The organism is Streptomyces sulfonofaciens, assembly GCF_014656295.1.
In the GTDB taxonomy this organism is placed as follows: domain Bacteria; phylum Actinomycetota; class Actinomycetes; order Streptomycetales; family Streptomycetaceae; genus Streptomyces; species Streptomyces sulfonofaciens.
The window spans coordinates 204956-230414 of the sequence record NZ_BNCD01000007.1; the positions used below are offsets into that span (position 1 = coordinate 204956).

Annotated in this window: 31 protein-coding genes; 27 read left to right on the forward strand and 4 right to left on the reverse strand. The window is 71.1% G+C overall.

What is annotated here, in order from left to right:
* Positions 1 to 64: 64 nt before the first annotated feature.
* The 20 genes from rplN (at position 65) to truA (ending at position 12255) form a co-directional block, all read left to right on the forward strand.
* The gene (gene rplN, locus IE313_RS14215) at positions 65 to 433 is read left to right on the forward strand and encodes a 50S ribosomal protein L14 (protein WP_189931916.1); all 369 of its coding nucleotides are present in this window, start codon (positions 65 to 67) and stop codon (positions 431 to 433) included.
* 2 nt (positions 434 to 435) lie between these two features.
* Complete coding sequence (gene rplX / locus IE313_RS14220; protein WP_189931918.1) at positions 436 to 759, forward strand: 50S ribosomal protein L24; 324 nt, start codon at positions 436 to 438, stop codon at positions 757 to 759.
* Positions 759 to 1319 (forward strand): 50S ribosomal protein L5, encoded by a 561-nt coding sequence (rplE, locus tag IE313_RS14225; RefSeq protein ID WP_189931920.1) that lies wholly within the window; start codon positions 759 to 761, stop codon positions 1317 to 1319. The genes rplX and rplE overlap by 1 nt, the downstream gene beginning before the upstream one ends.
* Positions 1320 to 1324: 5 nt before the next feature.
* Positions 1325 to 1510 (forward strand): type Z 30S ribosomal protein S14, encoded by a 186-nt coding sequence (locus tag IE313_RS14230; RefSeq protein WP_003956452.1) that lies wholly within the window; start codon positions 1325 to 1327, stop codon positions 1508 to 1510.
* Positions 1511 to 1615: 105 nt separating this feature from the next.
* Complete coding sequence (rpsH, locus tag IE313_RS14235) at positions 1616 to 2014, forward strand: 30S ribosomal protein S8 (protein ID WP_030831671.1); 399 nt, start codon at positions 1616 to 1618, stop codon at positions 2012 to 2014.
* A gap of 20 nt (positions 2015 to 2034) precedes the next feature.
* The gene (rplF, locus tag IE313_RS14240) at positions 2035 to 2574 is read left to right on the forward strand and encodes a 50S ribosomal protein L6 (RefSeq protein WP_189931922.1); all 540 of its coding nucleotides are present in this window, start codon (positions 2035 to 2037) and stop codon (positions 2572 to 2574) included.
* Between the two features lie 3 nt (positions 2575 to 2577).
* Positions 2578 to 2961 (forward strand): 50S ribosomal protein L18, encoded by a 384-nt coding sequence (gene rplR / locus IE313_RS14245; RefSeq protein WP_189931924.1) that lies wholly within the window; start codon positions 2578 to 2580, stop codon positions 2959 to 2961.
* 64 nt (positions 2962 to 3025) lie between these two features.
* The gene (gene rpsE, locus IE313_RS14250) at positions 3026 to 3631 is read left to right on the forward strand and encodes a 30S ribosomal protein S5 (protein ID WP_189931926.1); all 606 of its coding nucleotides are present in this window, start codon (positions 3026 to 3028) and stop codon (positions 3629 to 3631) included.
* Positions 3631 to 3813, forward strand: a complete 183-nt coding sequence (rpmD, locus tag IE313_RS14255; RefSeq protein WP_189931928.1) for a 50S ribosomal protein L30 — start codon at positions 3631 to 3633, stop codon at positions 3811 to 3813. Before rpsE ends, rpmD begins: the two co-directional genes overlap by 1 nt.
* Before the next feature lie 2 nt (positions 3814 to 3815).
* The gene (rplO, locus tag IE313_RS14260) at positions 3816 to 4268 is read left to right on the forward strand and encodes a 50S ribosomal protein L15 (RefSeq protein WP_189931930.1); all 453 of its coding nucleotides are present in this window, start codon (positions 3816 to 3818) and stop codon (positions 4266 to 4268) included.
* A gap of 221 nt (positions 4269 to 4489) precedes the next feature.
* On the forward strand, positions 4490 to 5803 hold the full coding sequence (secY, locus tag IE313_RS14265) for a preprotein translocase subunit SecY (RefSeq protein WP_189931932.1): 1314 nt from the start codon (positions 4490 to 4492) through the stop codon (positions 5801 to 5803).
* Complete coding sequence (locus IE313_RS14270) at positions 5803 to 6453, forward strand: adenylate kinase (protein ID WP_189931934.1); 651 nt, start codon at positions 5803 to 5805, stop codon at positions 6451 to 6453. Before secY ends, IE313_RS14270 begins: the two co-directional genes overlap by 1 nt.
* A 239-nt stretch (positions 6454 to 6692) precedes the next feature.
* Positions 6693 to 7535, forward strand: a complete 843-nt coding sequence (gene map / locus IE313_RS14275; RefSeq protein WP_189931936.1) for a type I methionyl aminopeptidase — start codon at positions 6693 to 6695, stop codon at positions 7533 to 7535.
* Positions 7536 to 7812: 277 nt separating this feature from the next.
* Positions 7813 to 8034 carry a translation initiation factor IF-1 gene (gene infA, locus IE313_RS14280; RefSeq protein ID WP_003948620.1) on the forward strand — a complete coding sequence of 74 codons (222 nt, stop codon included), beginning with the start codon at positions 7813 to 7815 and terminating at the stop codon, positions 8032 to 8034.
* A gap of 56 nt (positions 8035 to 8090) precedes the next feature.
* Positions 8091 to 8204, forward strand: coding sequence for a 50S ribosomal protein L36 (gene rpmJ, locus IE313_RS14285; protein ID WP_003974245.1), 114 nt, complete (start codon positions 8091 to 8093; stop codon positions 8202 to 8204).
* 262 nt (positions 8205 to 8466) lie between these two features.
* Entirely contained in the window at positions 8467 to 8847 is a 381-nt protein-coding gene (gene rpsM / locus IE313_RS14290) for a 30S ribosomal protein S13 (RefSeq protein ID WP_189931937.1), read from the forward strand.
* Between the two features lie 60 nt (positions 8848 to 8907).
* On the forward strand, positions 8908 to 9312 hold the full coding sequence (gene rpsK, locus IE313_RS14295) for a 30S ribosomal protein S11 (protein ID WP_003948617.1): 405 nt from the start codon (positions 8908 to 8910) through the stop codon (positions 9310 to 9312).
* Positions 9313 to 9462: 150 nt separating this feature from the next.
* Positions 9463 to 10485: a DNA-directed RNA polymerase subunit alpha gene (locus IE313_RS14300; RefSeq protein ID WP_189931939.1), complete on the forward strand. Its 1023-nt coding sequence runs from the start codon at positions 9463 to 9465 to the stop codon at positions 10483 to 10485.
* Positions 10486 to 10697: 212 nt separating this feature from the next.
* Positions 10698 to 11228 carry a 50S ribosomal protein L17 gene (gene rplQ, locus IE313_RS14305; protein WP_189931941.1) on the forward strand — a complete coding sequence of 177 codons (531 nt, stop codon included), beginning with the start codon at positions 10698 to 10700 and terminating at the stop codon, positions 11226 to 11228.
* Positions 11229 to 11424: 196 nt separating this feature from the next.
* Complete coding sequence (gene truA, locus IE313_RS14310) at positions 11425 to 12255, forward strand: tRNA pseudouridine(38-40) synthase TruA (RefSeq protein ID WP_189932163.1); 831 nt, start codon at positions 11425 to 11427, stop codon at positions 12253 to 12255.
* A 184-nt stretch (positions 12256 to 12439) separates the two neighbouring features.
* Here the strand turns inward: truA and IE313_RS14315 are convergent, their stop codons facing one another.
* Positions 12440 to 13381 (reverse strand): hypothetical protein, encoded by a 942-nt coding sequence (locus tag IE313_RS14315; RefSeq protein WP_189931943.1) that lies wholly within the window; start codon positions 13379 to 13381, stop codon positions 12440 to 12442.
* Positions 13382 to 13951: 570 nt separating this feature from the next.
* On the opposite strand from IE313_RS14315, the gene rplM reads away from it, so the two are divergent.
* The 3 genes from rplM (at position 13952) to glmM (ending at position 16629) form a co-directional block, all read left to right on the forward strand.
* The gene (gene rplM / locus IE313_RS14320; protein ID WP_189931945.1) at positions 13952 to 14395 is read left to right on the forward strand and encodes a 50S ribosomal protein L13; all 444 of its coding nucleotides are present in this window, start codon (positions 13952 to 13954) and stop codon (positions 14393 to 14395) included.
* Positions 14396 to 14436: 41 nt separating this feature from the next.
* On the forward strand, positions 14437 to 14949 hold the full coding sequence (rpsI, locus tag IE313_RS14325) for a 30S ribosomal protein S9 (protein WP_189931947.1): 513 nt from the start codon (positions 14437 to 14439) through the stop codon (positions 14947 to 14949).
* A 321-nt stretch (positions 14950 to 15270) separates the two neighbouring features.
* A complete protein-coding gene (glmM, locus tag IE313_RS14330) occupies positions 15271 to 16629 on the forward strand; it encodes a phosphoglucosamine mutase (protein ID WP_189931949.1) in 1359 nt (452 codons plus the stop codon).
* A 187-nt stretch (positions 16630 to 16816) separates the two neighbouring features.
* On the opposite strand, the gene IE313_RS14335 is transcribed toward glmM, so the two are convergent.
* Together IE313_RS14335 and coaA are read right to left on the reverse strand one after the other, a co-directional pair.
* The gene (locus IE313_RS14335; protein ID WP_189931951.1) at positions 16817 to 17770 is read right to left on the reverse strand and encodes a DUF389 domain-containing protein; all 954 of its coding nucleotides are present in this window, start codon (positions 17768 to 17770) and stop codon (positions 16817 to 16819) included.
* Between the two features lie 101 nt (positions 17771 to 17871).
* Positions 17872 to 18861, reverse strand: coding sequence for a type I pantothenate kinase (gene coaA / locus IE313_RS14340; RefSeq protein ID WP_189931953.1), 990 nt, complete (start codon positions 18859 to 18861; stop codon positions 17872 to 17874).
* Between the two features lie 271 nt (positions 18862 to 19132).
* On the opposite strand from coaA, the gene glmS reads away from it, so the two are divergent.
* The 4 genes from glmS to IE313_RS14360 all read left to right on the forward strand — a co-directional run bounded on the left by glmS (position 19133) and on the right by IE313_RS14360 (position 24250).
* A complete protein-coding gene (gene glmS, locus IE313_RS14345; protein WP_189931955.1) occupies positions 19133 to 20980 on the forward strand; it encodes a glutamine--fructose-6-phosphate transaminase (isomerizing) in 1848 nt (615 codons plus the stop codon).
* Between the two features lie 63 nt (positions 20981 to 21043).
* Positions 21044 to 21412 (forward strand): holo-ACP synthase, encoded by a 369-nt coding sequence (locus tag IE313_RS14350; protein ID WP_189931957.1) that lies wholly within the window; start codon positions 21044 to 21046, stop codon positions 21410 to 21412.
* 313 nt (positions 21413 to 21725) lie between these two features.
* The gene (locus IE313_RS14355) at positions 21726 to 22571 is read left to right on the forward strand and encodes an SDR family oxidoreductase (RefSeq protein WP_189931958.1); all 846 of its coding nucleotides are present in this window, start codon (positions 21726 to 21728) and stop codon (positions 22569 to 22571) included.
* Positions 22572 to 22987: 416 nt separating this feature from the next.
* Positions 22988 to 24250 carry a helix-turn-helix domain-containing protein gene (locus tag IE313_RS14360; RefSeq protein ID WP_189931960.1) on the forward strand — a complete coding sequence of 421 codons (1263 nt, stop codon included), beginning with the start codon at positions 22988 to 22990 and terminating at the stop codon, positions 24248 to 24250.
* Positions 24251 to 24531: 281 nt separating this feature from the next.
* Here IE313_RS14360 and IE313_RS36210 read toward each other — a convergent pair whose 3' ends face one another.
* Complete coding sequence (locus IE313_RS36210) at positions 24532 to 25152, reverse strand: alpha/beta hydrolase (protein WP_308439172.1); 621 nt, start codon at positions 25150 to 25152, stop codon at positions 24532 to 24534.
* Between the last annotated feature and the right edge of the window lie 307 nt (positions 25153 to 25459).

Consider the following 25459-nt stretch of genomic DNA (forward strand, 5'->3'; position numbering starts at 1 on the left):
ACCAGTTCCGCCAGGCTCTCCGGGGTTGCCCCGGGGGGAACCGGCAGACGATCAGGAGAAAGACGTGATCCAGCAGGAGTCGCGGCTTCGCGTCGCCGACAACACCGGTGCCAAGGAGATCCTTTGCATCCGTGTTCTCGGTGGCTCGGGCCGCCGCTACGCGGGCATCGGTGACGTCATCGTCGCCACCGTCAAGGACGCGATCCCCGGTGGCAACGTGAAGAAGGGTGACGTCGTCAAGGCGGTCATCGTTCGCACCGTCAAGGAGCGCCGCCGCCCGGACGGCTCGTACATCCGCTTCGACGAGAACGCCGCCGTCATTCTGAGGAACGACGGCGACCCCCGCGGCACCCGTATCTTCGGCCCCGTCGGCCGTGAGCTGCGCGAGAAGAAGTTCATGAAGATCATCTCGCTCGCGCCGGAGGTGCTGTAGGCATGAAGATCAAGAAGGGCGACCTGGTCCAGGTCATCACCGGTAAGGACAAGGGCAAGCAGGGCAAGGTCATCGCGGCCTACCCGAAGCTCGACCGCGTCCTCGTCGAGGGTGTCAACCGGGTCAAGAAGCACACCAAGACCGGCCAGACCGCGCGCGGCTCGAAGACCGGTGGCATCGTGACCACCGAGGCCCCGATCCACGTGAGCAACGTCCAGCTCGTGGTGGAGAAGGACGGCAAGAAGGTCGTCACCCGCGTCGGTTACCGCTTCGACGATGAGGGCAACAAGATCCGCGTTGCCAAGCGGACCGGTGAGGACATCTGATGACTGCTGCCACCATTGCGCCGCGTCTGAAGACGCGCTACCGCGAAGAGATCATCGGCAAGCTGCGTGACGAGTTCAAGTACGAGAACGTCATGCAGGTGCCCGGTCTGGTAAAGATCGTGGTCAACATGGGTGTGGGCGACGCCGCCCGCGACTCCAAGCTGATCGAGGGCGCCATCCGCGACCTCGCCACGATCACCGGCCAGAAGCCGGCCGTCACCAAGGCCCGGAAGTCGATCGCGCAGTTCAAGCTGCGCGAGGGCCAGCCGATCGGAGCGCACGTCACGCTCCGTGGCGACCGGATGTGGGAGTTCCTCGACCGCACCCTGTCGCTGGCGCTGCCGCGCATCCGTGACTTCCGCGGTCTGTCCCCCAAGCAGTTCGACGGCCGGGGCAACTACACCTTCGGTCTCACGGAGCAGGTCATGTTCCACGAGATCGACCAGGACAAGATCGACCGCGTCCGGGGTATGGACATCACCGTGGTCACCACGGCGACCAACGACGATGAGGGCCGTGCGCTGCTCCGTCACCTCGGCTTCCCGTTCAAGGAGGCGTGAGCGAGATGGCGAAGAAGGCCCTGATCGCGAAGGCTGCCCGCAAGCCCAAGTTCGGCGTGCGTGCCTACACCCGCTGCCAGCGGTGCGGCCGTCCGCACTCCGTGTACCGCAAGTTCGGCCTCTGCCGTGTGTGCCTGCGTGAGATGGCACACCGCGGCGAGCTGCCGGGCGTCACCAAGAGCTCCTGGTAGTCACCACTACGCCGTAGGTCCCCGCGCCACACCTGCCCCGTCCCGGTACGGGGAGAGGGACGGCGCAGACAGGAAACCGCGGCGAGAAAGGCCATAGGCCACTTCATGACCATGACCGATCCGATCGCAGACATGCTGACCCGTCTGCGGAACGCAAACTCGGCGTACCACGACAGCGTGGCGATGCCGCACAGCAAGATCAAGTCTCATATCGCGGAGATCCTCCAGCAGGAGGGTTTCATCACGGGTTGGAAGACCGAGGACGCCGAGGTCGGTAAGAACCTCGTCCTCGAGCTGAAGTTCGGCCCGAACCGCGAGCGCTCCATCGCGGGTATCAAGCGGATCTCCAAGCCGGGTCTGCGGGTCTACGCGAAGTCCACCAACCTGCCGAAGGTGCTGGGTGGCCTGGGTGTGGCGATCATCTCCACGTCCCACGGGCTCCTCACCGACAAGCAGGCCGGCAAGAAGGGTGTGGGCGGGGAAGTCCTCGCCTACGTCTGGTAATTGGGAACGGAGGAAAAGCAATGTCGCGTATCGGCAAGCTCCCCATCCCGGTTCCCACCGGCGTGGATGTCACCATCGACGGCCGCACGGTGCAGGTGAAGGGCCCCAAGGGCGCCCTCTCCCACACCGTTGTCGCGCCGATCGAGATCGCTAAGGGCGAGGACGGCGTGCTGAACGTCACCCGCCCGAACGACGAGCGGCAGAACAAGGCCCTGCACGGCCTGTCCCGCACGCTGGTGGCGAACATGATCACCGGTGTGACCACGGGATACGTCAAGAAGCTGGAGATCAGCGGCGTCGGTTACCGCGTCGTGGCGAAGGGCTCCAACCTGGAGTTCTCGCTGGGCTACAGCCACCCGATCCTCGTCGAGGCCCCCGAAGGCATCACCTTCAAGGTGGAGAACCCGACCCACTTCTCGGTCGAGGGCATCGACAAGCAGAAGGTCGGCGAGGTGGCTGCGAACATCCGCAAGCTGCGCAAGCCCGACCCGTACAAGGCCAAGGGTGTCAAGTACGAGGGCGAAGTGATCCGCCGCAAGGTCGGAAAGGCGGGTAAGTAAGCCATGGCATACGGCACGAAGATCGCCAAGGGTGACGCGTACAAGCGCGCCGCCATCAAGCGCCGCCACATCCGGATCCGCAAGAAGGTCGCGGGCACGGCGGAGCGTCCGCGCCTGGTCGTGACGCGCTCCAACCGCCACATCGTGGCCCAGGTCATCGATGACCTGAAGGGTCACACCCTGGCGTCCGCGTCTACTCTGGACAGCTCGATCCGCGGTGGCGAGGGCGACAAGTCCGCGCTGGCCGGCAGGGTCGGCGCCCTGGTCGCCGAGCGCGCCAAGGCGGCGGGCGTCGAGGCCGTGGTGTTCGACCGCGGCGGCAACAAGTACGCCGGGCGCATCGCGGCCCTGGCGGACGCCGCCCGCGAGGCCGGGCTCAAGTTCTAGCCGCCCGTCGCGTCAGCGATCGAGGTCGCTGCGTAGCTAGCGGAAACGAAGAGAGGTAATTCCAATGGCTGGACCCCAGCGCCGCGGAAGCGGTGCCGGTGGCGGCGAGCGGCGGGACCGGAAGGGCCGTGACGGCGGCGCGGCTGCCGCCGAGAAGACCGCGTACGTTGAGCGCGTCGTCGCGATCAACCGCGTCGCCAAGGTTGTCAAGGGTGGTCGTCGTTTCAGCTTCACCGCGCTGGTCGTGGTGGGCGACGGTGACGGCACCGTGGGTGTCGGATACGGCAAGGCCAAGGAGGTGCCGGCCGCCATCGCCAAGGGTGTCGAGGAGGCCAAGAAGCACTTCTTCAAGGTCCCCCGGATCCAGGGCACCATCCCGCACCCGATCCAGGGTGAGAAGGCCGCGGGCGTCGTCCTGCTCAAGCCGGCTTCCCCCGGTACCGGCGTGATCGCCGGTGGCCCGGTGCGTGCCGTGCTGGAGTGCGCCGGCGTCCACGACATCCTGTCGAAGTCGCTCGGCTCCGACAACGCGATCAACATCGTGCACGCCACCGTGGAGGCCCTGAAGGGCCTGCAGCGTCCCGAGGAGATCGCGGCCCGCCGCGGTCTGCCCCTGGAGGACGTGGCTCCCGCGGCCCTGCTGCGTGCGCGTGCCGGGGCGGGTGTCTGATGTCCCGCCTCAAGATCACGCAGACGAAGTCGTACATCGGCAGCAAGCAGAACCACCGTGACACCCTTCGTTCGCTCGGTCTCAAGCGAGTCAACGACGTGGTCGTCAAGGAGGACCGCCCCGAGTTCCGCGGCATGGTGCACACCGTCCGCCACCTCGTGACGGTCGAGGAGGTCGACTGATCATGGCGGAGCAGAAGCCGCTCAAGATCCACAACCTCCGTCCGGCCCCCGGTGCCAAGACCGCCAAGACCCGTGTCGGTCGTGGTGAGGCGTCGAAGGGCAAGACGGCCGGTCGTGGTACCAAGGGCACCAAGGCCCGCTACCAGGTTCCGGAGCGCTTCGAGGGCGGCCAGATGCCGCTCCACATGCGGCTCCCGAAGCTGAAGGGCTTCAAGAACCCGTTCAGGACCGAGTACCAGGTCGTCAACCTCGACAAGCTCGCGGTCCTCTACCCCGAGGGTGGCGACGTCACGGTGGCCGACCTCGTCGCCAAGGGTGCCGTTCGCAAGAACAGCCCGGTCAAGGTCCTCGGCCAGGGCGAGGTCTCCGTGGCGCTGCGGGTGACGGTGGACGCCGTCTCCGGCTCCGCCAAGGAGAAGATCACCGCCGCGGGCGGTAGCGTCACCGAGGCCTGAGCAGGTGACCTGAATCACGCCAACCGGGGATACCGCAAATGGGGTATCCCCGGTTGGTCATTCCACGGGGGCAGTGTCGCCGGTAAGGTGGCCTGCACTGCCAACTTTCGCGCGCTGGCGCCAGGCGGTGCCAGCACACGCGGGTTGACAGCCACATACTTGTCGAACCTCAAGACCGTCACCTCTGACGCACGCGCGCGGGGGTCGCTGCAGGAGGCACCGTGCTCACCGCGTTCGCCCGGGCGTTCAGGACGCCCGACCTGCGCAAGAAGCTGCTCTTCTCGCTCGGCATCATCGTGGTGTACCGGATCGGTACGCACATCCCGATTCCCGGCGTCAGCTACAAGAACGTCCAGACCTGTATGGACCAGGCGAGTGCCAACCAGGGTCTGTTCGGTCTCGTGAACATGTTCAGTGGTGGCGCGCTGCTCCAGATCACGGTCTTCGCGCTCGGCATCATGCCGTACATCACGGCGAGCATCATTCTCCAACTGCTGACCGTGGTGATCCCCCGTCTGGAGGCCCTGAAGAAGGAGGGCCAGGCGGGCACCACCAAGATCACGCAGTACACCCGGTACCTGACGGTCGCGCTGGCCGTGCTCCAGGGCACCGGCCTGGTGGCCACCGCCCGCAGCGGCGCGCTGTTCCAGGGCTGCCCGGTGGCCGGTCAGATCGTGCCGGACCAGTCGATCTTCACCACCATCGTCATGGTCGTGACCATGACGGCCGGTACGGGCGTCGTGATGTGGCTCGGCGAGCTGATCACCGACCGCGGCATCGGCAACGGCATGTCGATCCTGATGTTCATCTCGATCTGCGCGACCTTCCCGTCCCGCCTCTGGGCGATCAAGAAGCAGGGTTCGCTCGCGGGCGGCTGGATCGAGTTCGGCACGGTCATCCTGATCGGCCTGATCATGGTCGGCCTGGTGGTCTTCGTGGAGCAGGCCCAGCGCCGCATTCCGGTCCAGTACGCGAAACGGATGATCGGTCGACGCTCGTACGGCGGTACGTCCACGTACATTCCGCTGAAGGTCAACCAGGCGGGTGTGATCCCCGTCATCTTCGCGTCGTCGCTGCTCTACATCCCGGCGTTGGTCGCCCAGTTCGCCAGCGGTAATTCCGCGTGGAAAACCTGGATCCAGACCAACCTCACCAAGGGTGACCACCCGATTTACATCGCGATGTACTTCCTCCTGATCGTGTTCTTCGCCTTCTTCTACGTGGCGATCTCGTTCAACCCCGAGGAAGTCGCCGACAACATGAAGAAGTATGGTGGTTTCATCCCCGGCATCCGTGCCGGGCGCCCGACCGCTGAATACCTGGGTTATGTGCTCAACCGCATCACCTGGCCGGGTTCGCTGTATCTGGGTCTGATCGCCCTTGTGCCAACGGTGGCACTGGTCGTCTTCGGCGCGAGCCAGAACTTCCCGTTCGGTGGTACCAGCATCCTGATCATCGTAGGTGTGGGTCTGGAGACGGTGAAGCAGATCGAGAGCCAGCTTCAGCAGCGCAACTACGAAGGGTTCCTCCGCTGATGCGAATCGTCCTCGTCGGACCGCCCGGTGCCGGCAAGGGAACGCAGGCCGCGTACCTCGCCAAGAACCTGTCAATCCCACACATCTCGACGGGCGACCTGTTCCGGGCCAACATCAGCCAGGGCACCGAGCTGGGTACGCAGGCCAAGGCGTACATGGACGCCGGCAACCTCGTGCCCGACGAGATCACCATCGCCATGGCCAAGGACCGGATGTCGCAGCCGGACGCCGAGAACGGCTTCCTGCTGGACGGCTTCCCGAGGACCGTGGCGCAGGCGGAGGCGCTGGACGAGATGCTGAAGGCCGAGTCCATGAAGCTGGACGCGGTCCTGGACCTGGAGGTCCCCGAGGACGAGGTGGTGAAGCGGATCGCGGGCCGCCGCGTCTGCCGCAACGACGCGAGTCACGTCTTCCACGTCTCCTACGCCCCGCCCGCCCAGGAGCGCGTCTGCGACGTCTGCGGCGGCGAGCTGTACCAGCGCGAGGACGACAGCGAGGACACCGTCCGCAAGCGCCTCGAGGTCTACCACACGCAGACCGAACCGGTGATCGACTACTACCGGGCCCAGGGCCTGGTGGTGACGATCTCGGCGCTCGGCAAGGTGGAGGACGTCACCGACCGTGCGATGAAGGCGCTCAGCGCCTCGTAGTGTCGCCCCCCCGTGGGGGGCGCGGGGAACCGCACGACCAGCAGCCGCGGACCCGTCCCCCGGCCATCGGCCCGGGGACCGCTCGCGGCGTGCCCGGACCGTCCACCGGCCCCGGGCGGCTGCTCGCGGGGTTCCCCGCGTCCCTTACGCGGGCACCGGTGGCCGTAAGGTGGAAGGCCGGTACCCACGGGCCGCCGGGCCCGCCCGCCCACACCGGCCAAGAAAGGCAACCAGCCGCCATGGTGCAGATCAAGACCCCGGAGCAGATCGCCAAGATGCGCGAGGCGGGGCTGGTGGTGGCCGCCGTCCACGAGGCGACCAGGGCGGCCGCGGTGCCGGGAGCCACCACCAAGGACCTGGACGACATCGCCCGCAAGGTGCTCGCCGAGCACGGCGCCACCTCGAACTTCCTGGGGTACGGCGGCTTCCCCGCCACCATCTGCACCTCGGTCAACGAGGTCGTGGTGCACGGCATCCCGCGGCCCGACGTGGTCCTCAAGGACGGCGACATCATCTCCGTGGACGCCGGCGCCGTGGTCGACGGCTGGCACGGCGACGCCGCGTACACCGTGTTCGTCGGCAGTGGTCACGCACCGGAGCTGGTCGAGCTGTCCCGGGTGACGGAGGAGTCCATGTGGGCGGGGCTCGCCGCGGTCAGGAACGGCAACCGCCTCGTCGACGTCTCCCGTGCCATCGAGACCTACATCCGCCGCCAGCCCAAGCCCGGCGGCGGCAAGTACGGCATCATCGAGGACTACGGCGGCCACGGCATCGGCACCGAGATGCACATGGAGCCCCACCTGCTGAACTACGTGGAGCGCAGGCGCGGCCGCGGTCCGCGGCTGGTGCCCGGCTTCTGCCTGGCCATCGAGCCCATGGTGAGCCTCGGCACACCGCGCACCCGGGTGCTCGACGACGACTGGACGGTCGTCACCACCGACGGCACCTGGTCCTCCCACTGGGAGCACACGATCGCCCTCACCGAGGAGGGCCCCCTGGTGCTGACGGCACCCGACGGCGGCAGGGCGAAGCTCGCGGAGTACGGGGTCACCACCGCACCCGACCCCCACCCGGGGTCCTGAGGGCCGGTTCCGGTCGTCCCGGGGAGCAGGGCGCAGCCCCTTGCATAACGATCTTCGCCACCGGGAAGCCATGGCAGTACGCTTCGCCGTGCAGGGGCGATTCGTCTTTCCGGGTGCACTGACGTAGACTGACTCGTCGGCTCTCGTGCACCCGCCCATCAGCATGCGCTTTGGCAGTGGTCTCCTTGCGTCCTGTGAGTTCAGTGGACCCGCTGTGATCGGCTGGGCAGCGGGATCACTGGGAGTCGGCTCAGGTAGTCGATTCGAAGGGCGAAGCGTGGCCAAGAAGCAAGGTGCCATCGAGATCGAGGGCACTGTCGTCGAGTCTCTTCCGAACGCGATGTTCAAGGTCGAGCTCCAGAACGGCCACCAGGTCCTGGCACACATCAGCGGCAAGATGCGTATGCACTACATCCGCATCCTCCCTGACGACCGGGTCGTGGTGGAGCTGTCTCCGTACGACCTCACCCGTGGCCGGATCGTCTACCGATACAAGTAGATCTTGCGGGGCCCCGCTCCCGAGGGGTCCGCACTGACCCGGAGAACCTCAATCCCATGAAGGTCAAGCCGAGCGTCAAGAAGATCTGCGACAAGTGCAGGGTGATCCGCCGTCACGGCCGGGTCATGGTCATCTGCGACAACCCGCGCCACAAGCAGCGCCAGGGCTGACGCAGGACCGCACCCTCTGCACCCGCAGACTCCGCGCGACGCAAGCACGACACGTACATACGCAGGGCCCGGATCTTCCCCTCGGGGCACCTCCCACGCCGGTACGGCGGTGGGGGAGCCCCCAGGGAGTGGGAAGCACAGAAGATCCGACACCCCCGGTCGGAGGCCGGGGACCCATTCCGTACCGCACTTTCCCCTCCGGGGGGCCGGCGGTTGGGAGCGGCACTGCGGAAGACCTCCGACTACCAACTGGAGCCATTGAATGGCACGCGTTTCCGGTGTGGACATCCCGCGCGAAAAGCGCGTGGAGGTCGCCCTCACCTATGTGTTCGGCATCGGCCGGACCCTCGCCCAGCAGACGCTGGCAGCCACCGGTGTGAACCCCGACACCCGCGTCCGCGACCTGTCCGAGGAGGACCTGGTCAGGATCCGCGAGTACGTGGACGCCAACCTCAAGACCGAGGGTGACCTCCGCCGCGAGGTCGCGGCCGACATCCGCCGCAAGGTGGAGATCGGGTGCTACCAGGGCCTGCGCCACCGCCGTGGCCTGCCCGTGCACGGCCAGCGCACCAGCACCAACGCCCGCACCCGCAAGGGCCCGCGTCGCGCCATCGCCGGCAAGAAGAAGCCGGGCAAGAAGTAGTCCTCAGCGGTCGATCGACAGCGGACGCTGCAGGACCGACCACCTCCACGGGAGAAACAGATGCCTCCGAAGGGCCGTCAGGGCGCTGCCAAGAAGGTACGCCGCAAGGAAAAGAAGAACGTCGCTCACGGGCACGCCCACATCAAGAGCACGTTCAACAACACCATCGTCTCGATCACCGACCCGACCGGCAACGTGATCTCCTGGGCCTCGGCCGGCCACGTCGGCTTCAAGGGCTCGCGCAAGTCGACCCCGTTCGCCGCGCAGATGGCCGCCGAGTCGGCCGCGCGCCGCGCGCAGGAGCACGGCATGCGCAAGGTGGACGTCTTCGTCAAGGGCCCGGGCTCGGGCCGTGAGACCGCCATCCGCTCGCTGCAGGCGACCGGCCTCGAGGTGGGCTCCATCCAGGACGTGACGCCCACCCCGCACAACGGCTGCCGCCCGCCCAAGCGCCGCCGCGTCTGATCGCTGCGGCCCCCCGGCGGGGGCCGGGTACGGGTGGTACGCCGCGTTCGGGCCGTACCACCCGTACTCTTGTAGTACGCCGCGTCTTCCCGCGCGGTCCGTCGGACGTCAAATAGCGGGCGTCCACGAAGCGAAGGATCTGATCCACACATGCTGATCGCTCAGCGCCCCTCGTTGACCGAAGAGGTCGTCGACGAGTTCCGCTCCCGGTTCGTGATCGAGCCGCTGGAGCCGGGCTTCGGCTACACCCTCGGCAACTCCCTGCGCCGTACGCTCCTGTCCTCGATCCCGGGTGCGGCGATCACGTCCATCCGCATCGACGGCGTCCTGCACGAGTTCACCACCGTGCCGGGCGTCAAGGAGGACGTGACCGACCTCATCCTCAACATCAAGCAACTGGTCGTCTCCAGCGAGCACGACGAGCCCGTGGTCATGTACCTGCGCAAGCAGGGTCCGGGCCTGGTCACCGCCGCCGACATCGCGCCGCCCGCGGGTGTCGAGGTGCACAACCCCGACCTGGTCCTCGCCACGCTGAACGGCAAGGGCAAGCTGGAGATGGAGCTGACCGTCGAGCGCGGTCGCGGCTACGTCTCCGCCGTGCAGAACAAGCAGGTCGGCCAGGAGATCGGCCGGATCCCGGTCGACTCGATCTACTCGCCGGTGCTCAAGGTCACGTACAAGGTCGAGGCGACCCGTGTCGAGCAGCGCACCGACTTCGACAAGCTGATCGTCGACGTCGAGACCAAGCAGGCCATGCGGCCGAGGGACGCCATGGCGTCCGCCGGCAAGACCCTGGTCGAGCTCTTCGGGCTGGCCCGTGAGCTCAACATCGACCAGGAGGGCATCGACATGGGTCCGTCGCCGACGGACGCGGCCCTCGCGGCCGACCTGGCGCTGCCGATCGAGGAGCTGGAGCTCACGGTCCGGTCGTACAACTGCCTCAACCGCGAGGGCATCCACTCCGTGGGTGAGCTGGTGGCGCGCTCCGAGGCGGACCTGCTCGACATCCGCAACTTCGGTGCGAAGTCGATCGACGAGGTCAAGGCGAAGCTCGCGGGCATGGGCCTGGCCCTCAAGGACAGCCCGCCCGGATTCGACCCGACCGCCGCGGCGGACGCCTTCGGCGCCGACGACGACGCGGATGCCGGGTTCGTCGAGACCGAGCAGTACTGAGCCGACCGGGGCCTCGGCCCCACAGGAGCGAGACGTCGACCGGGCGGTGCAGCCGCCCGGACCCGGCGGACGGTTCCTGCTGCGGGCCCGCTGCGGCTGGTCGCGCAGCTCCCCGCGCCTCATGGGGCGCGGGGTCTCCGACGGGCGCCCGCCCGCTCGGATACTGACCCCGGTACCTGACACGGCCGGGGCAGACACCTAGGAGAATGACGATGCCGAAGCCCACCAAGGGTGCCCGTCTGGGCGGCAGCGCCGCGCACGAGCGGCTGATCCTGTCGAACCTCGCCAGGTCGCTCTTCGAGCACGGCCGGATCACCACGACCCAGGCGAAGGCCCGTCGTCTGCGGCCGTACGCCGAGCGTCTGATCACCAAGGCGAAGAAGGGCGACCTTCACAACCGCCGCCAGGTGCTTCAGGTGATCACCGACAAGAGCGTCGTGCACACGCTCTTCACGGAGATCGGCCCGCGCTACGAGAACCGCCCGGGTGGCTACACCCGGATCACCAAGATCGGCAACCGCCGGGGCGACAACGCTCCGATGGCGGTCATCGAGCTGGTGGAGGCGCTGACCGTGGCGCAGCAGGCCACCGGCGAGGCCGAGGCGGCCACCCAGCGCGCGGTCAAGGAGGACGCCCTGAAGAAGGCCGAGGCGCCCGCCGAGACCGAGGCCAGGACGGAGGCTCCGGCCGAGCAGGCCGAGGGTTCCTCGGACGCCGAGGGCACGACCTCGTCCCAGGACTGAGACGCGGTTTTCCTTGCCGAGTGAGCGGGTCCGCCCCTGCGGGGCGGGCCCGCTTCCGCGTGCGGTGGGTGCGGCGGTCCGCCGCCGGTGAGTGCGGGATCCGGCCGTGGCCGCACCCGCCGCCGCTGACGGCGGGAGGAGGGCCACGGCCTGTGCGAAGGGGTATCGGGTGAGTGACGACGTAGTGGCCGACGGTATGGTCCGGGTCCGGCTGGACCTGGCCTACGACGGGGCCGGGTTCCACGGCTGGGCCAGGCAGGGGGAGCGCAGGACCGTCCAGCAGGAGGTCGAGGAGGCGCTGCGGATCGTGCTGCGGTCCGCGGTGCGCCCCGAGCTGACGGTGGCCGGGCGTACCGACGCGGGCGTGCACGCGCGCGGGCAGGTGGCACATGTCGACCTGCCGGCCGAGCTGTGGGCCGAGCACCGGCAGAAGCTGGTGAAACGGCTGGCGGGACGGCTGCCCAAGGACATCCGGGTGTGGGCGGTCGCAAGGGCCCCCGAGGGCTTCAACGCCCGGTTCTCGGCGCTCTGGCGCCGGTACGCCTACCGGGTCACGGACCATCCGTCCGGTGTCGACCCGCTGCTGCGCAGCCATGTGCTCTGGCACGACTGGCCGCTCGACGTGGACGCCATGAACGAGGCGGCGGGGCAGTTGCTCGGGGAGCACGACTTCGCCGCGTACTGCAAGAAGCGCGAGGGTGCCACCACCATCCGCACCCTCCAGCGGCTCTCGCTGGAGCGCGGCGCGGACGGCGTCATCACGGCGACGGTGCGGGCGGACGCCTTCTGCCACAACATGGTGCGCTCGCTGATCGGCGCGCTGCTGTTCGTCGGGGACGGGCACCGGCCGCCCGAGTGGCCGCGGCGGGTGCTGGCGGCCGGGGTGCGGGACTCCGCGGTGCACGTGGTGCGGCCGCACGGGCTCACGCTGGAGGAGGTCGGCTACCCGGCCGACGAACTGATCGCGGCACGCAACCGCGAGAGCCGCAGGAAGCGCACCGCGCCGGGGGCGGCGGCCTGCTGCTGAGCGCCCGGTGCGCCCCGGCCCGGCCGGTCGGGACTCCCGGGGCCGCTTCCCGGGCCGGCGGGGGGCCGGGCGCCGACGGGCGAGCGGGGGCGGCCCGGGTCCGGGGCCCCGGGTCCGTGAGCGGTCGGGGCGGGGCAGCCGAGGTGCGGGAGCGGCCCGGCGGCGACTCCGGCGACTCCGTTGGCTACTGGCCGTTCGCCGCCGCGGATGCCTGGGCCTCGCCCCGGTGGATGATCTGCCGGAAGGTGTACTCGGCGAGGTCGTCGCCGGCCGCGAAGACCGCGGTGTCCTTCTTGGTGACGTCGTTGCCGCTGGTGAAGCCGGCGATGGTGAAGTAGGCGTAGCGACCGTAGGAGTTCGAGGTGGAGCGGCAGACCGCCGTGGTGCAGAAGGCGGGGGCGCCGGAGCCGGAGAGCGAGACGACATTGCCCTTGTCGGTCTGCTGCGCCGCCTTGGTGGCCTGGGCCTCGACGTCGAACACGGCGACGCCGACGGTGACCGCGACGCCGCCCCCGGCGGTGTAGGTGGCGCGGATGACGCGGGTGCAGTGGTTGCCGTCGAGGGCGGGGCCGAGGTCGCCGTGTGCGGCGGAGCCGCAGCTCGGGGTGCTCCGGGTGGGGCCCTTCGTGTAGACGTGGTCACCCATGGTGATCTTCGCGGCCGGGAAGAGCGTGTCGGCGCCGAGCGGGGCCGTGTCCTTCTTGGCGCTGGAGACGTAGTCCTTGGGGTCGGGCGGCGGCGGGGGAGTGGTGGCGGCGAAGGAGGGGCCGGGCCGGGTGGTGTCGCTGGGGATGTCGGCGGTGGCGGGGAGCTGGTCGGAGGGCTTGTCCGACGCCTTGTCACCGCCGTTCGCGGAGACCACGGCAATGGCCACGACCGCTCCTATGGCGACGGTGGCGAGCGCGCCGGCACCGATCATCAGCCACTTGCGGCGCCGGGCCCGGGACTCGGACGCGTCGGCGAGCGCTGCCCAGTCGGGCGTCCGCGATCCAGGGCCCCACTCGGGCGCCCCCGGCTGCTGGGGGCCGGTGCCCCAGTCCGGCTGCCGGGGGTTCGACCCCCACTCGGGCGGCTGTGAACCAGATCCCCCGGGACCCCACTGCGGTCCCCCCTGCCCAAAGCTCATGGGCGCATCTTAGACGGGGATGTGCGCTGTGCTACCGGACGGTTGCGGTGCCTGCGGCCTCTTCCCGGCCCCGTTCGTGGCCCCGGCTGCGGCGTCGGCCCCGGCCCCGGCTGCGGTGCCGGCTGTCCGCGGCGTCGGTCCCGGCCCGGTCCGCGGTGCCGGCCGTCCGCGGTGCCGGTCCGCCCGGCGGCTGCGGGGTGCCGGGCGTGCCGTTCGCCGGGGCCGTGCGTCCGCGGCCGTGTGCCTCCGGTACACGTGGTGTCCGTGCGGGCACCACGCGTACCCGGGTGCGGTGGGACCGGTCCGGCCGGGGGTGCCGGGGGCGTTTTGACCCGCACGGGTACGCACGGGTATTCTGCGAGTTCGTTGTGTGTATTGGTCTTCTCAGTCTCACGTGAGGGGCCCTTACACCGGTCCACCGGGCCGATGACCAGCGGCAGGCATCCGGTTTGCGTCGACCGAGGTGCTGCCAGGGCTGTCGTGATCGTCCGTGGTGGCCTTGTCAGGACCCGTCCCCAGCCCCACCGGGGCAGGGTGACCCCATCACTGAAGAAGCGAAGGCTACGAACCGTGCGTACGTACAGCCCCAAGCCCGGCGATGTGACGCGCCAGTGGCATGTCATCGATGCCCGGGACGTCGTTCTGGGCCGCCTGGCCACCACCGCCGCCAGCCTCCTGCGGGGCAAGCACAAGCCGATCTACGCGCCCCATGTCGACACCGGTGACTTCGTCATCATCATCAACGCCGACAAGGTGCACCTCTCCGGCAACAAGCGGACCCAGAAGATGGCGTACCGCCACTCGGGCTACCCGGGTGGTCTGCGCTCCGTCCGCTATGACGAGCTGCTTGCCAAGAGCCCTGAGAAGGCCGTGGAGAAGGCCGTCAAGGGCATGCTCCCCAAGAACACCCTGGGCCGTCAGATGCTCTCGAAGCTGAAGGTCTACTCGGGTGACCAGCACCCGCACGGCGCCCAGCAGCCGGTGCCGTTCGAGATCACCCAGGTCGCGCAGTAAGTCCGGCCACCCCCTAAGACGAAGAGAATCTGAGGAGCATCGTGGCCGAGACCACTGCCGAGCAGCCGCTCGAAGAGACCGACGTCGAGTCGTACACGACCGAGTCCGAGGTCCCCGTCGAGGGCGAGTACACCACCGAGTCCCTGGCGTCCCGGTTCGGCGAGCCCCAGCCCGCCGCGGGCCTGGGCCGCAGGAAGAACGCGATCGCCCGTGTCCGGATCGTTCCGGGCTCCGGTCGCTGGAAGATCAATGGCCGCACCCTTGAGGACTACTTCCCGAACAAGGTGCACCAGCAGGAAGTCAACGAGCCCTTCAAGGTCCTGGAGCTCGAGGGCCGCTACGACGTCATCGCCCGGATCGCGGGTGGCGGCGTCTCGGGTCAGGCCGGCGCGCTGCGCCTCGGAGTGGCCCGTGCGCTGAACGAGGCCGACGTGGACAACAACCGCGGAGCCCTGAAGAAGGCCGGCTTCCTGCGCCGCGACGACCGCGCGGTGGAGCGGAAGAAGGCCGGTCTGAAGAAGGCCCGCAAGGCGCCGCAGTACAGCAAGCGCTGACCCCGGCCGTCCGGGCCCCCTGATACCGCGTCAGGGCGCCCGGGCAGCCCCCGCAGGGGTGCTTCAGTTGCGCCCCGTGTGGTGCGTACGACACCTTCCGTGCCCCGCGGGCACGCAGGGACACCCACGCCCCGGCGGCACGCTCCGTGCCACCGGGGCGTTCGTGTATCTGCGGCCTCCGGCGTATAACGGCATAAGATTTTCAGAAGCTTCCCGAGCCGATCACGTCAGAAGCTTCTGTGACCGCTTCGGCCTCTTCGTGGGCTGGGAGAACCTCCCGGGCCCGCGGAGCGCCGGGGAAGAGAGTTCGGAGGACAACCAGTGGGACGACTCTTCGGCACGGACGGTGTGCGCGGCGAGGCCAATGCGGATCTGACGGCGGAGCTGGCGCTCGGTCTGTCCGTGGCGGCGGCCCATGTGCTCGCCGAGGTGGGCACCTTCGAGGGCCACCGTCCTGTGGCGGTGGTCGGGAGGGATCCGCGGGCGTCCGGGGAGTTCCTGGAGGCGGCGGTGGTCGCCGGCCTCGCCAGCGCCGGGGTGGACGTGCTGCGTGTCGGCGTGCTGCCCACCCCCGCCGTCGCCCACCTCACCGGCGCACTCGGCGCCGACCTCGGTGTGATGCTCTCGGCCAGCCACAACGCCATGCCCGACAACGGCGTCAAGTTCTTCGCCCGCGGCGGTCACAAGCTCGCCGACGAGTTGGAGGACCGCATCGAGCGGGTCTACGAGGAGCACCGCACCGGTGCGCCCTGGGACCGCCCCACGGGCGCGGGCGTCGGCCGTGTCCGGGCGTACGAGGAGGGCTTCGAGGAGTACGTGGCGCACCTGCTCGGGGTGCTGCCGAACCGGCTGGACGGCCTGAAGATCGTGCTGGACGAGGCACACGGCGCGGCCTTCGCGGTCTCGCCCGCCGTGTTCGCCCGCGCCGGTGCCGAGGTCGTCACGATCGGCACGGACCCGAACGGCCTCAACATCAACGACGGCTGCGGCTCCACCCATCTGGGCCTGCTCAAGGGTGCCGTGGTCGAGCACGGCGCGGACTTCGGCATCGCGCACGACGGTGACGCCGACCGCTGCCTGGCCGTCGACCACACCGGCGCCGAGGTGGACGGCGACCAGATCCTCGCCGTGCTGGCGCTCGCCCTGCGCGAGCGGGGCGAGCTGCGCTCGGACACGGTGGTCGCCACGGTGATGTCCAACCTCGGTTTCAAGATCGCCATGGAGCGCGAGGGGATCTCGCTGGTGCAGACTGCGGTGGGCGACAGATACGTCCTGGAGGAGATGAAGGAGCACGGCTATGCCCTCGGCGGCGAGCAGTCCGGGCACGTCATCATCCTGGACCACGCGACGACCGGTGACGGCACGCTGACCGGGCTGCTGCTGGCGGCCCGGGTCGCCCAGACGGGTCGCTCGCTCGCCGACCTCGCCGGTGTGATGGAGCGGCTGCCGCAGGTCCTCGTCAATGTGCCCGACGTGGACAGGTCGCGGGTGGCGACCTCCGCAGAGCTGGCCGCCGCGGTGGCCGACGCGGAGCAGGAACTGGGCGGCACCGGCCGCGTCCTGCTGCGGCCGTCCGGCACCGAGCCGCTGGTCAGGGTGATGGTGGAGGCCGCCGACAGCTACCAGGCGCGGTCCGTCGCCGCCCGGCTCGCGGACGCGGTGAAGTCGGCACTCGGCTAGGCTTTTTCGCTCGGATGCGCCGCGGAAGCGCGTGCCGGGGCCCGCGAGCCCGGCATGATCCGAACGACGGACCCCAGTGGTCCGGGTGCTGGGTGCTGGGTGCTGGGTGCCGGGTGCCGGGTGCCGGGTGCCGTGCGGAGCGCGTGTGCGCCGCCCGTGCCGCGGCGGCCCGGGCCCGTCCGGGCGGCTAGCCGGGTCCCGGCCGTGAGAAGAGCGGCCCGGTGCGCCGCCGGGCCCAGAAGCAGCGCTGCGCCAGCAGGGTGAGCGTGCCGGCGACCACGATGCCGAGCATGTTGAACAGCAACTGCTCCACGGAGCCCCGGGTCTGCCCGGTGTCGCCGTAGCTCAGTGCGACGGCGGCGTTGGCAGCGGCGGGCACGGTGGTCACCGAGATGGCGACGCCGACCAGTGCTCCCGACTTCGCCGAGGTCAGCGAGAGGGTGCCCGCGGCCCCGGCGAGCACGGCCACCACGAAGGAGAACCAGTCGGGCGCGTACACGAAGCTCGTGTTGGGCCGCGCTCCCTCCAACTGCGCCCGGCTGAAGAGCCCGGCGGCGTCCATGAACAGGCTGAAGAGGACCGTCACCGCCATGGCGGCGGCGAACCCGGCGAGCAGCGCGACCAGCGACCGCAGCACCAGCCTCGGCGCCCGGCGCACCAGCGCCGTGCAGAACCCGGCGAGCGGCCCGAACTCCGGGCCGACGGCCATGGCGCCCACGATCAGGATGGCGTTGTCCAGGACCACACCGCAGGCCGCGATCATGGTCGCGATGGTCAGGAAGGCGACGTAGGTGAGGGAGAGCGTGGACTCCTCGTGGGTGGCGTCGGTCAGTTGGTCCCACAGCACGGCGTCGGCGCCCTCGCCGGGTGCCGCCGCCTCCGCCTCGTCGGCGCGCGTCGAGAGGGTGAGGTCGGTGTGCTCCATGGAGATGGAGCCGCGCTCGGCGATGCCGAGCTCGCGCAGCCTTCCGATGAGGGCGTCGCCGGCCTCCCGCGCCACGTCGCACAGGACGACGTCACCGGCGGGGATGCGGGCGGCGCCGGGAAGGACGGCGAGGTGGGCGGCCCCGACGGTCTCCTCGATCAGCCGGACCACGTCCTCGGTCCGGTCCGCGGGTGTGATCATGCGCAGATGCAGCATGGGCGCAGGGTAGCGGCCCGTCGCCGGGGGAGCGTCGCCGCCCCGGGGCCGGGCCCCGGGGCGGGAGTTGCGGGTCACGGCCCCGGAACGGGGCCCGGCACTCAGAGTTTGCGCAGGCTCAGACGCTGGACCTTGTGGTCCGGGCCCTTCCTGACGATCAGGGTGGCGCGGCCGCGGGTCGGTGCGATGTTCTCCAGGAGGTTGGTGCGGTTGATGGTCTGCCAGGTGGTGCGGGCGTAGTCCAGTGCCTCCTCCTCGGAGACCTGGGTGTACCTGCGGAAGTACGAGGACGGGTCCTGGAAGGCGGTCTGCCGCAGCTTGCGGAACCGTTGGAGGTACCAGCGCTCGATGTCCTCGGTACGGGCGTCGACGTACACGCTGAAGTCGAAGTAGTCCGCGAGGGCGACCCGGGTGCGGCCGTCCTCGCCGGGCAGTGCGGGCTGGAGGACGTTGAGGCCCTCCACGATCAGTATGTCCGGGCGGCGCACGGTGAGCCGCTGGTCCGGGAGGATGTCGTAGATGAGGTGGGAGTAGACCGGCGCGCTCACCTCGTCCTTGCCGGCCTTGACATCGGCGACGAAGCGGGTCAGCGCCCGTCGGTCGTACGACTCGGGGAAGCCCTTGCGGGACATCAGGCCGCGGGCCTTGAGCTGTTTCATCGGCAGCAGGAAGCCGTCGGTGGTGACCAGCTCGACCCGCGGGTGCTCGGGCCAGCGCGCCAGCAGGGCCCGCAGCAGCCGGGCGACGGTCGACTTGCCGACCGCCACGGAGCCCGCGACCCCTATCACGAAGGGCGTGCCGGACTGGGATCCGCGGGCGCCCAGGAAGGTGTTGAGCGCATCGCGCAGCCCGTGGGTGGCACCGACGTAGAGGTTGAGCAGCCGGGACAGCGGCAGGTAGACGTCCCGTACCTCGTCGAGGTCGATGACGTCGCCGAGTCCCCGCAGCTCTTCCACCTCCGCTGCGGTGAGGGGCAGGGGTGTCTTGGCGCGCAGGGCGCTCCATTGTGCACGGCTGAGATCGACGTAGGGAGTCGCCTCCGGCCTTGACCGGTGGGCGCTCCGTGACGCCGGGGAGACCGGAGCAATCACAGTTCATTGTGACCGCTGTGGGCGCTGTGCGGCAGATGGAGTACGGCACCGATCGACGGCCCGCCCGGCCCGGCGGGGCCCGGGAGGCGGCGCCAGTGGCCCGGGGGTGCCTGCGACGAGCCGTCTGACCAGGTCCGCTGCGGTCGAAGCGGGGCCACGGACGCATGGCGGACCGACCGCGCGGTTCCCGGCGCCCGGCACGGCCCGGGGTCCCCGACAGCACCGGCCTCCCTACGGCGCGCGCCCGAGCCGGGCCCCTTAATCTAGCGTTATGTGTGGAATTGCGGGATATGTCGGCGGTCGGTCGGCGCTGGACGTGGTGGTAGCGGGGCTGAAGCGCCTGGAGTACCGGGGATACGACTCCGCCGGGGTGGCGGTGCTCGCGGACGGCGGGCTGGCAATGGCGAAGCGGGCCGGAAAGCTCGTCAACCTGGAGAAGGCGCTCGGCGACCGGCCGCTGCCCGCCGGGACCACCGCCCTCGGTCACACCCGCTGGGCCACCCACGGCCCGCCCAACGACGCCAACGCCCATCCGCACCTGGACGACTCGGGCCGGGTCGCCGTCGTGCACAACGGCATCATCGAGAACTTCGCCGCGCTCCGCACCGAGCTCGCCGGACGCGGCCACGTGCTGCGCTCCGACACGGACACCGAGACGGTGGCCCACCTGCTCGCCGAGGAGTTCTCCTCGTGCGCGGACCTCGGTGAGGCGATGCGGCTGGTGTGCAGGCGGCTCGAAGGAGCGTTCACCCTGGTGGCGGTGCACGCCGACGCGCCCGGCGTGGTGGTGGGCGCACGCCGCAACTCCCCTCTGGTGGTGGGCGTCGGCGAGGGCGAGGCGTTCCTCGCCTCGGACGTCGCCGCCTTCATCGCGCACACCCGCTCGGCCGTCGAGCTGGGCCAGGACCAGGTGGTGGAGGTGCGCAGGGACGCGGTGGCGGTCACCGGCTTCGACGGGCGGCCGGCCCGCGGCCGCGCCTACCACGTGGACTGGGACGTGTCCGCGGCGGAGAAGGGCGGTTACGACTACTTCATGCTCAAGGAGATCGCCGAGCAGCCCAAGGCGGTCGCCGACACCCTGCTCGGCAGGATCGACGAGGCCGGCTCGCTGGTCCTGGACGAGCTGCGGATCTCCGCCTCGGAGCTGTGCGAGGTCGACAAGGTCGTCATCGTGGCCTGCGGCACCGCCTTCCACGCCGGTCTGATCGCCAAGTACGCCATCGAGCACTGGACCCGCATCCCCTGCGAGGTGGAGCTGGCCAGCGAGTTCCGCTACCGCGACCCGATCCTCGGCGCCCGCACGCTCACCGTCGCGATCTCCCAGTCCGGCGAGACCATGGACACCCTCATGGCGCTGCGGCACGCCCGGGAGCAGGGCTCCAAGGTGCTGGCGATCTGCAACACCAACGGTTCCACCATTCCGCGGGAGTCCGACGCCGTGCTCTACACGCACGCCGGGCCCGAGATCGCGGTGGCCTCCACCAAGGCGTTCCTGACCCAGTTGGTGGCCTGCTACCTGGTGGCCCTGTACCTCGGCCAGGTGCGCGGCACCCAGTGGGGCGACGAGGTGCGGGCCGTCATCCGGGACCTGGCGGGGATCGCGGACGCGGTGGAGCGGGTGCTCGCGACGATGGAACCGGTGCGGGCCCTCGCGCGCACCCTCGCCGACAAGAGGACGGTGCTCTTCCTCGGCCGGCACGTCGGCCACCCCGTCGCCCTCGAAGGCGCACTGAAACTCAAGGAGCTCGCCTATATGCACGCGGAGGGCTTCGCGGCGGGCGAGCTGAAGCACGGGCCGATCGCGCTGATCGAGGCGGACGTGCCGGTGGTCGTCGTGGTTCCGTCGCCGGCCGGCCGGTCCCTGCTGCACGACAAGATCGTCTCCAATATCCAGGAGATCAGGGCGCGTGGCGCGCGCACCATCGTGATCGCCGAGGAGGGTGACGAGGCGGTGGTGCCGTACGCCGACCACCTGATCCGGGTGCCCGCCACCCCCACGCTGCTCCAGCCACTGGTGGCGGCCGTACCGTTGCAGGTCTTCGCGTGCGAGCTGGCGACCGTGCGCGGCAACGAGGTCGACCAGCCGCGTAACCTCGCCAAGTCCGTGACGGTGGAGTGAAGGGCGGCGGGACCGGACAGGACGGGCCCGCGCCGAAGGACGCGGCCCGGGAGTGAGGATTTCGTGATCATCGGGGTGGGGATCGACGTGGCGGAGATCGACCGGTTCCGTGCGTCGCTGGAGCGCACGCCCGGCCTGGCCGATCGGCTCTTCGTGGCGGGTGAGCTGCTGCTGCCCAGCGGCGAGCGGCGCGGGATCGCGTCGCTCGCAGCGCGGTTCGCCGCCAAGGAGGCGCTGGCGAAGTGCCTCGGTGCGCCGGCCGGCCTGCGGTGGACGGACGCGGAGATCTACGCGGAGGACAGCGGGCGGCCGCGGCTGCGGGTCCGGGGCACGGTGGCGGCCCGCGCCGCGGAACTGGGCGTCCGTTCCTGGCACGTCTCGCTCAGCCATGACGCGGGCGTGGCCTCCGCGGTGGTGGTCGCGGAGGGGTAGGCGGCCGGGGACCGGCCTCTCGCGCCGGTGCGGACCCGCGGCTGAGGCCCGGGGGAGCCGGGGCCCGGGCGGTCGGCAGCCGCCCGGCGGGCCGCCGGTGCGGGGAACCGTCGGGTCGCCGCCGTCCGGGGGGCACGCCAGGGCCGCTCAAGCCCCACTCAAGGACCGCCCAAGAACCGCGCAAGGACCCCCGGCCGGCGGGTCCCGGAGGCGCGTGTACGGTCAACCCCTGCTCATCTCGGCCGAGTTGTGCCGCGCGGGGTGACCGCCAAACGAGGCACAGGTCTCGGCACCGGACACGGAGGGGGACTCCTTGATCGTAGTAACCGGAGCGACCGGCAACATCGGACGCGGCCTGGTCGACCGGCTCCTGGCGGAGGGCGCATCGGTGCGCGCCCTGTCCCGCGACCCCGGCGCGGCCGACCTGCCGGACGCCGTCGACGCCGTCCGTGCCGACCTCGGCGACCCCTCGTCGCTCGGGCCCGTGCTCGGTGGCGCGGAGGCGGTCTACCTGAACCTGGCGGCGGCCGGCATGCGCGGCGCTGACCAGGTCGTCAAGGCGATCGCCGAGGCGGGCGTCAAGCGCATCGTGCTGAACTCGTCGATCGCGGTGACCATCAAGGGTGCCGAGGAGGGCATGATCGCCCGCGCCCACTCCTTCGCCGAGCGCGCCGTGCGCGACTCCGGCCTGGAGTGGACGTTCGTCCGCGGTGGCATGTACGCCACCAACGCGTTGCAGTGGGCCGCGGCCGTCAAGGAGGACGGCGTGGTGCGCGGCCCGTACCCGGACGCGGTCGCCGCGCCGGTGCACGAGGCCGACCTCGCGGCGGTCTCCGCCCGTGCGCTGCTGGACGGCTCGTTCGCCGGTACGGCACCCGTCATCACGGGACCGGCCGCGATCACGCCGGCCGAGCAGGTCGCCGCGATCGGCAGGGCCATCGGCAGGGAGACCCGCTTCGAGCGGATCTCTCCACAGGCCGCGGCCGAGGCCCTGTCGAGCCCGCACTTCCCGGCGGACGCGGCCCGGCAACTGGTGGACTTCCTCGGCTCGACGGTCGGCACCACGCCCGAGATCACGGGTGAGGTCGAGCGCATCACCGGCCGCCCCGCCCGCACCTTCGAGGAGTGGGCCGCCGACCACGCCGACGACTTCCGCTGACGGAGACCGGGCCCGGATTCCGGCGGATCGGGGCCCGGGCCGGAGCCGTCGCCGACGGTTCCGGCGACGCGGAAGCAAGGAGGAGCGCTGCCGTGGGGGCGGCAGCGCTCCTCTTCCGTGTGCCAGGGGGGTGGGGCGGGTGGCCCGGACTCGGCAGACGGGGCGGGTGCCCGGACCGGGCCGGTGGGGCGGACGGCCGGACTCGGCCGACGGGGAGGACGGTGCGGCCGCGGCCGTCGCGGGGGTGCGCCGGCTGAGGGGGCGGGTCGGCCGTGGTGGGCGGGGGCGGCCGTCGTGGGCCGGTGCGTCGGTCACTGTGCGGGGCCGGGTGGTGGCGTGCCGGACGGAGGCTGCCGGACGGCTGCTGTCGGACGGCTGCTGTCGGACGGCGGGCCTCGTCTCTGGACTGCGCGGGTGTGAAGGGGTTGCTCCTGCGGCTGTCGGCCTTGGACGCGGACGCGGCCGCCGCGGTGCGGGTGATCGCCCACTTCCAGGCGCTGCTCGGCGGGGGCCTCGACGCGGCGGTGCTGGTCCGCTCGACCGCCGCCCTCGCGGAGTGCCCGGCCGGTCTGGAGCCGGCGGACGGCCGCGTGGTGCGCTGCGGTCCGGACGGGGCCCCGCTGCCCGGGCGGCCGTCGATGGTCTCCGCGAGCGTGCGGCTCACGCCGTCCGGCCGGGTGTGGCTGGAGCGCCCGGGTGCCCCGGGCCCGTTCGACGAACTCGTCCTGGAATGGATGGCGATCGCCGCCGCCACGCTCGGCGGCCGCGCGCCGCGTGCGCAGCCGCCGCAGGTGGCCGATCCACTGCTGGTCGAGCGGGTGCTCTCCGCCCACGAGCCGGTCGCCGACCGCAGCCAGGCGCTGCGCAGGCTCGGCCTCGACCCGGCGGGCACCCTGCGGGCGGTGGCGGTGACCTGCCCGGAGGGCGCCGATGCCTTACCGGGCGCCGTGGCGCTGTGCGAACGCGCTGGTCTGCCCGGTGGCGCGCGGGTGGCCGGGTGGGGCGCCGGGGCGGTGGTGCTGGTACAGGGCGGGGACGGCGCCGCCTCGCCGTGCGAGGCACTGCGGACGGTGCTGTGCGAGGGCGCCGGGGAGCGGGTCGGCGAGGGTGCGGGTTCGGGTACCCGTGGGTCGGCCGGTTCGGGTTCGGGTGCGGCGCGGTGGGTCGGCCGGGAGCCGGGTTCCGGCGGGCCGTACGGACGTACCGTCGGGCGCCGTCGGCCGGGCGCGGTACGGGCTGCCGGGCTCCGGGCCGGGGTCGGTGGTGCGGTGAGCGCGCTGGAGGCCGGCGCGAGCTGGGCGCAGGCCCGCACGGCCCTGCGCTTCACCGTCCCGGACCCGCCGTACGAGGCGGTCGCCGACCATGACGCACTGGGTCCGGTGGTGCTGCTCGCCGACGTCCCCGGGCGGCGCTTGCGCGAGCGGGCGGAGGTACGGGCTCTGGCGGAGCTCGCCGAGCAGCCCGGCGGGCGGGGCGTGATCGCCGCCCTCGCCGCCTTCTGCCGCACCGGTTCGCTCCGTCAGGCCGCCGCCGGGCTGCACCTGCACCACAGCTCGGTGGCCGCCCGGCTGACCAGGGCGGAGCGGGCCCTCGGCCGGAGGCTGGGCGACCCCCAGGACCGCTTCGCCGCGCAACTGGCGCTGTACGCCCACCGGCTGGCCACGGCGCCGGAACGCTGAGCGGGCTCGGGGCGTCGTGGACGTCGCCCACCTCGACGGCGGGCACGTGCACGCCGCGCGGCGCGTGCGGATCCCCATTGGCTGCCGGGCAGCCGCGCCCGGCGAGCACGGGGCCGCGCCGCCGGCGGGGCGCCCGCGGCGGGTCCCCGTGCCGGGCTCTGGTCCGTGCCGGGCCCCGGTCCCTGCCGCCCGGTCCGTGTCGGGCCCCGGTCCGTGTCGGGCCCCGGTCCGTGCCGGGCCCCGGTCCGTACTCGGCCCGGCCTGCGACCGCTGGTGCCGCCTCACCGCCACAGCGCCCGTCGTAGCGCCGCGTCGGCGTCCTGCGTCACGCGGCGGATCACGGCGGCGTGCTCGACCATGATCGCGCCGTGGAAGGTACCCGGGTAGACGTGCAGCTCGGCGTGGACGCCGGCGGCCAGCAGGGCCTGCGCGTAGGCGATCCCCTCGTCGCGCAGCGGGTCGAACTGCATCACGCTGACGAAGGCCGGCGGCAGGCCCGCCAGTTCACCGGCGCCGGCACGGCCGGGTGCCGCGTGGCTCGGCACACCGTCGGATCCGGGGACCCCCGCGCCCAGGTACGCGGCCCAGCTCAGCTCGGCGTTGCGGCGGTTCCAGACGGGTGTGTCGGTGTAGTGGCGGGCGCTCGCGGTGGCGAGGCGGTCGTCCAGGGCCGGGCTGCACAGGTACTGGAAGCAGATCGCCGGGCCGCCCCGGTCCCGGGCGAGCAGGGTCAGCGCGGTGGCGAGAGCGGCCCCGGCGCTGTCGCCGCACACCGCGATCCGCTCCGGCGCGATGCCCAGCTCGGCGGCGTTGCCGGCCAGTGCGCGCAGCCCGGCGTAGCAGTCCTCCAGGGCGGCGGGATACGGGTGCTCCGGCGCGAGCCGGTAGTCCGGGGAGACCACGACGACGCCGAGTTCGCGGACCAGCCGCAGGTTGGCCTCGTGGTCGACGTCGGGGAGCCGAGCACGAAGCCGCCGCCGTGCAGCGCGTAGAGCACGGGCAGCGGCTCGCCGCCGACCGCGCCCTCGGGCCGGTGCACGCGCAGCGGCACGTCGGGCGCGCCGGGCGGGCCCGGCGCGGACAGCTCGGTCACCCGCACTCCGGAGGTGTCGGCGGCGGCGACCCGGGCGGCCACCTCGCCGGCCTGCGCGGCGCGGGCCGTGGCCAGGTCGGTGATGTCCACCTCGGCCATCATCGCCAGCGCCGCGG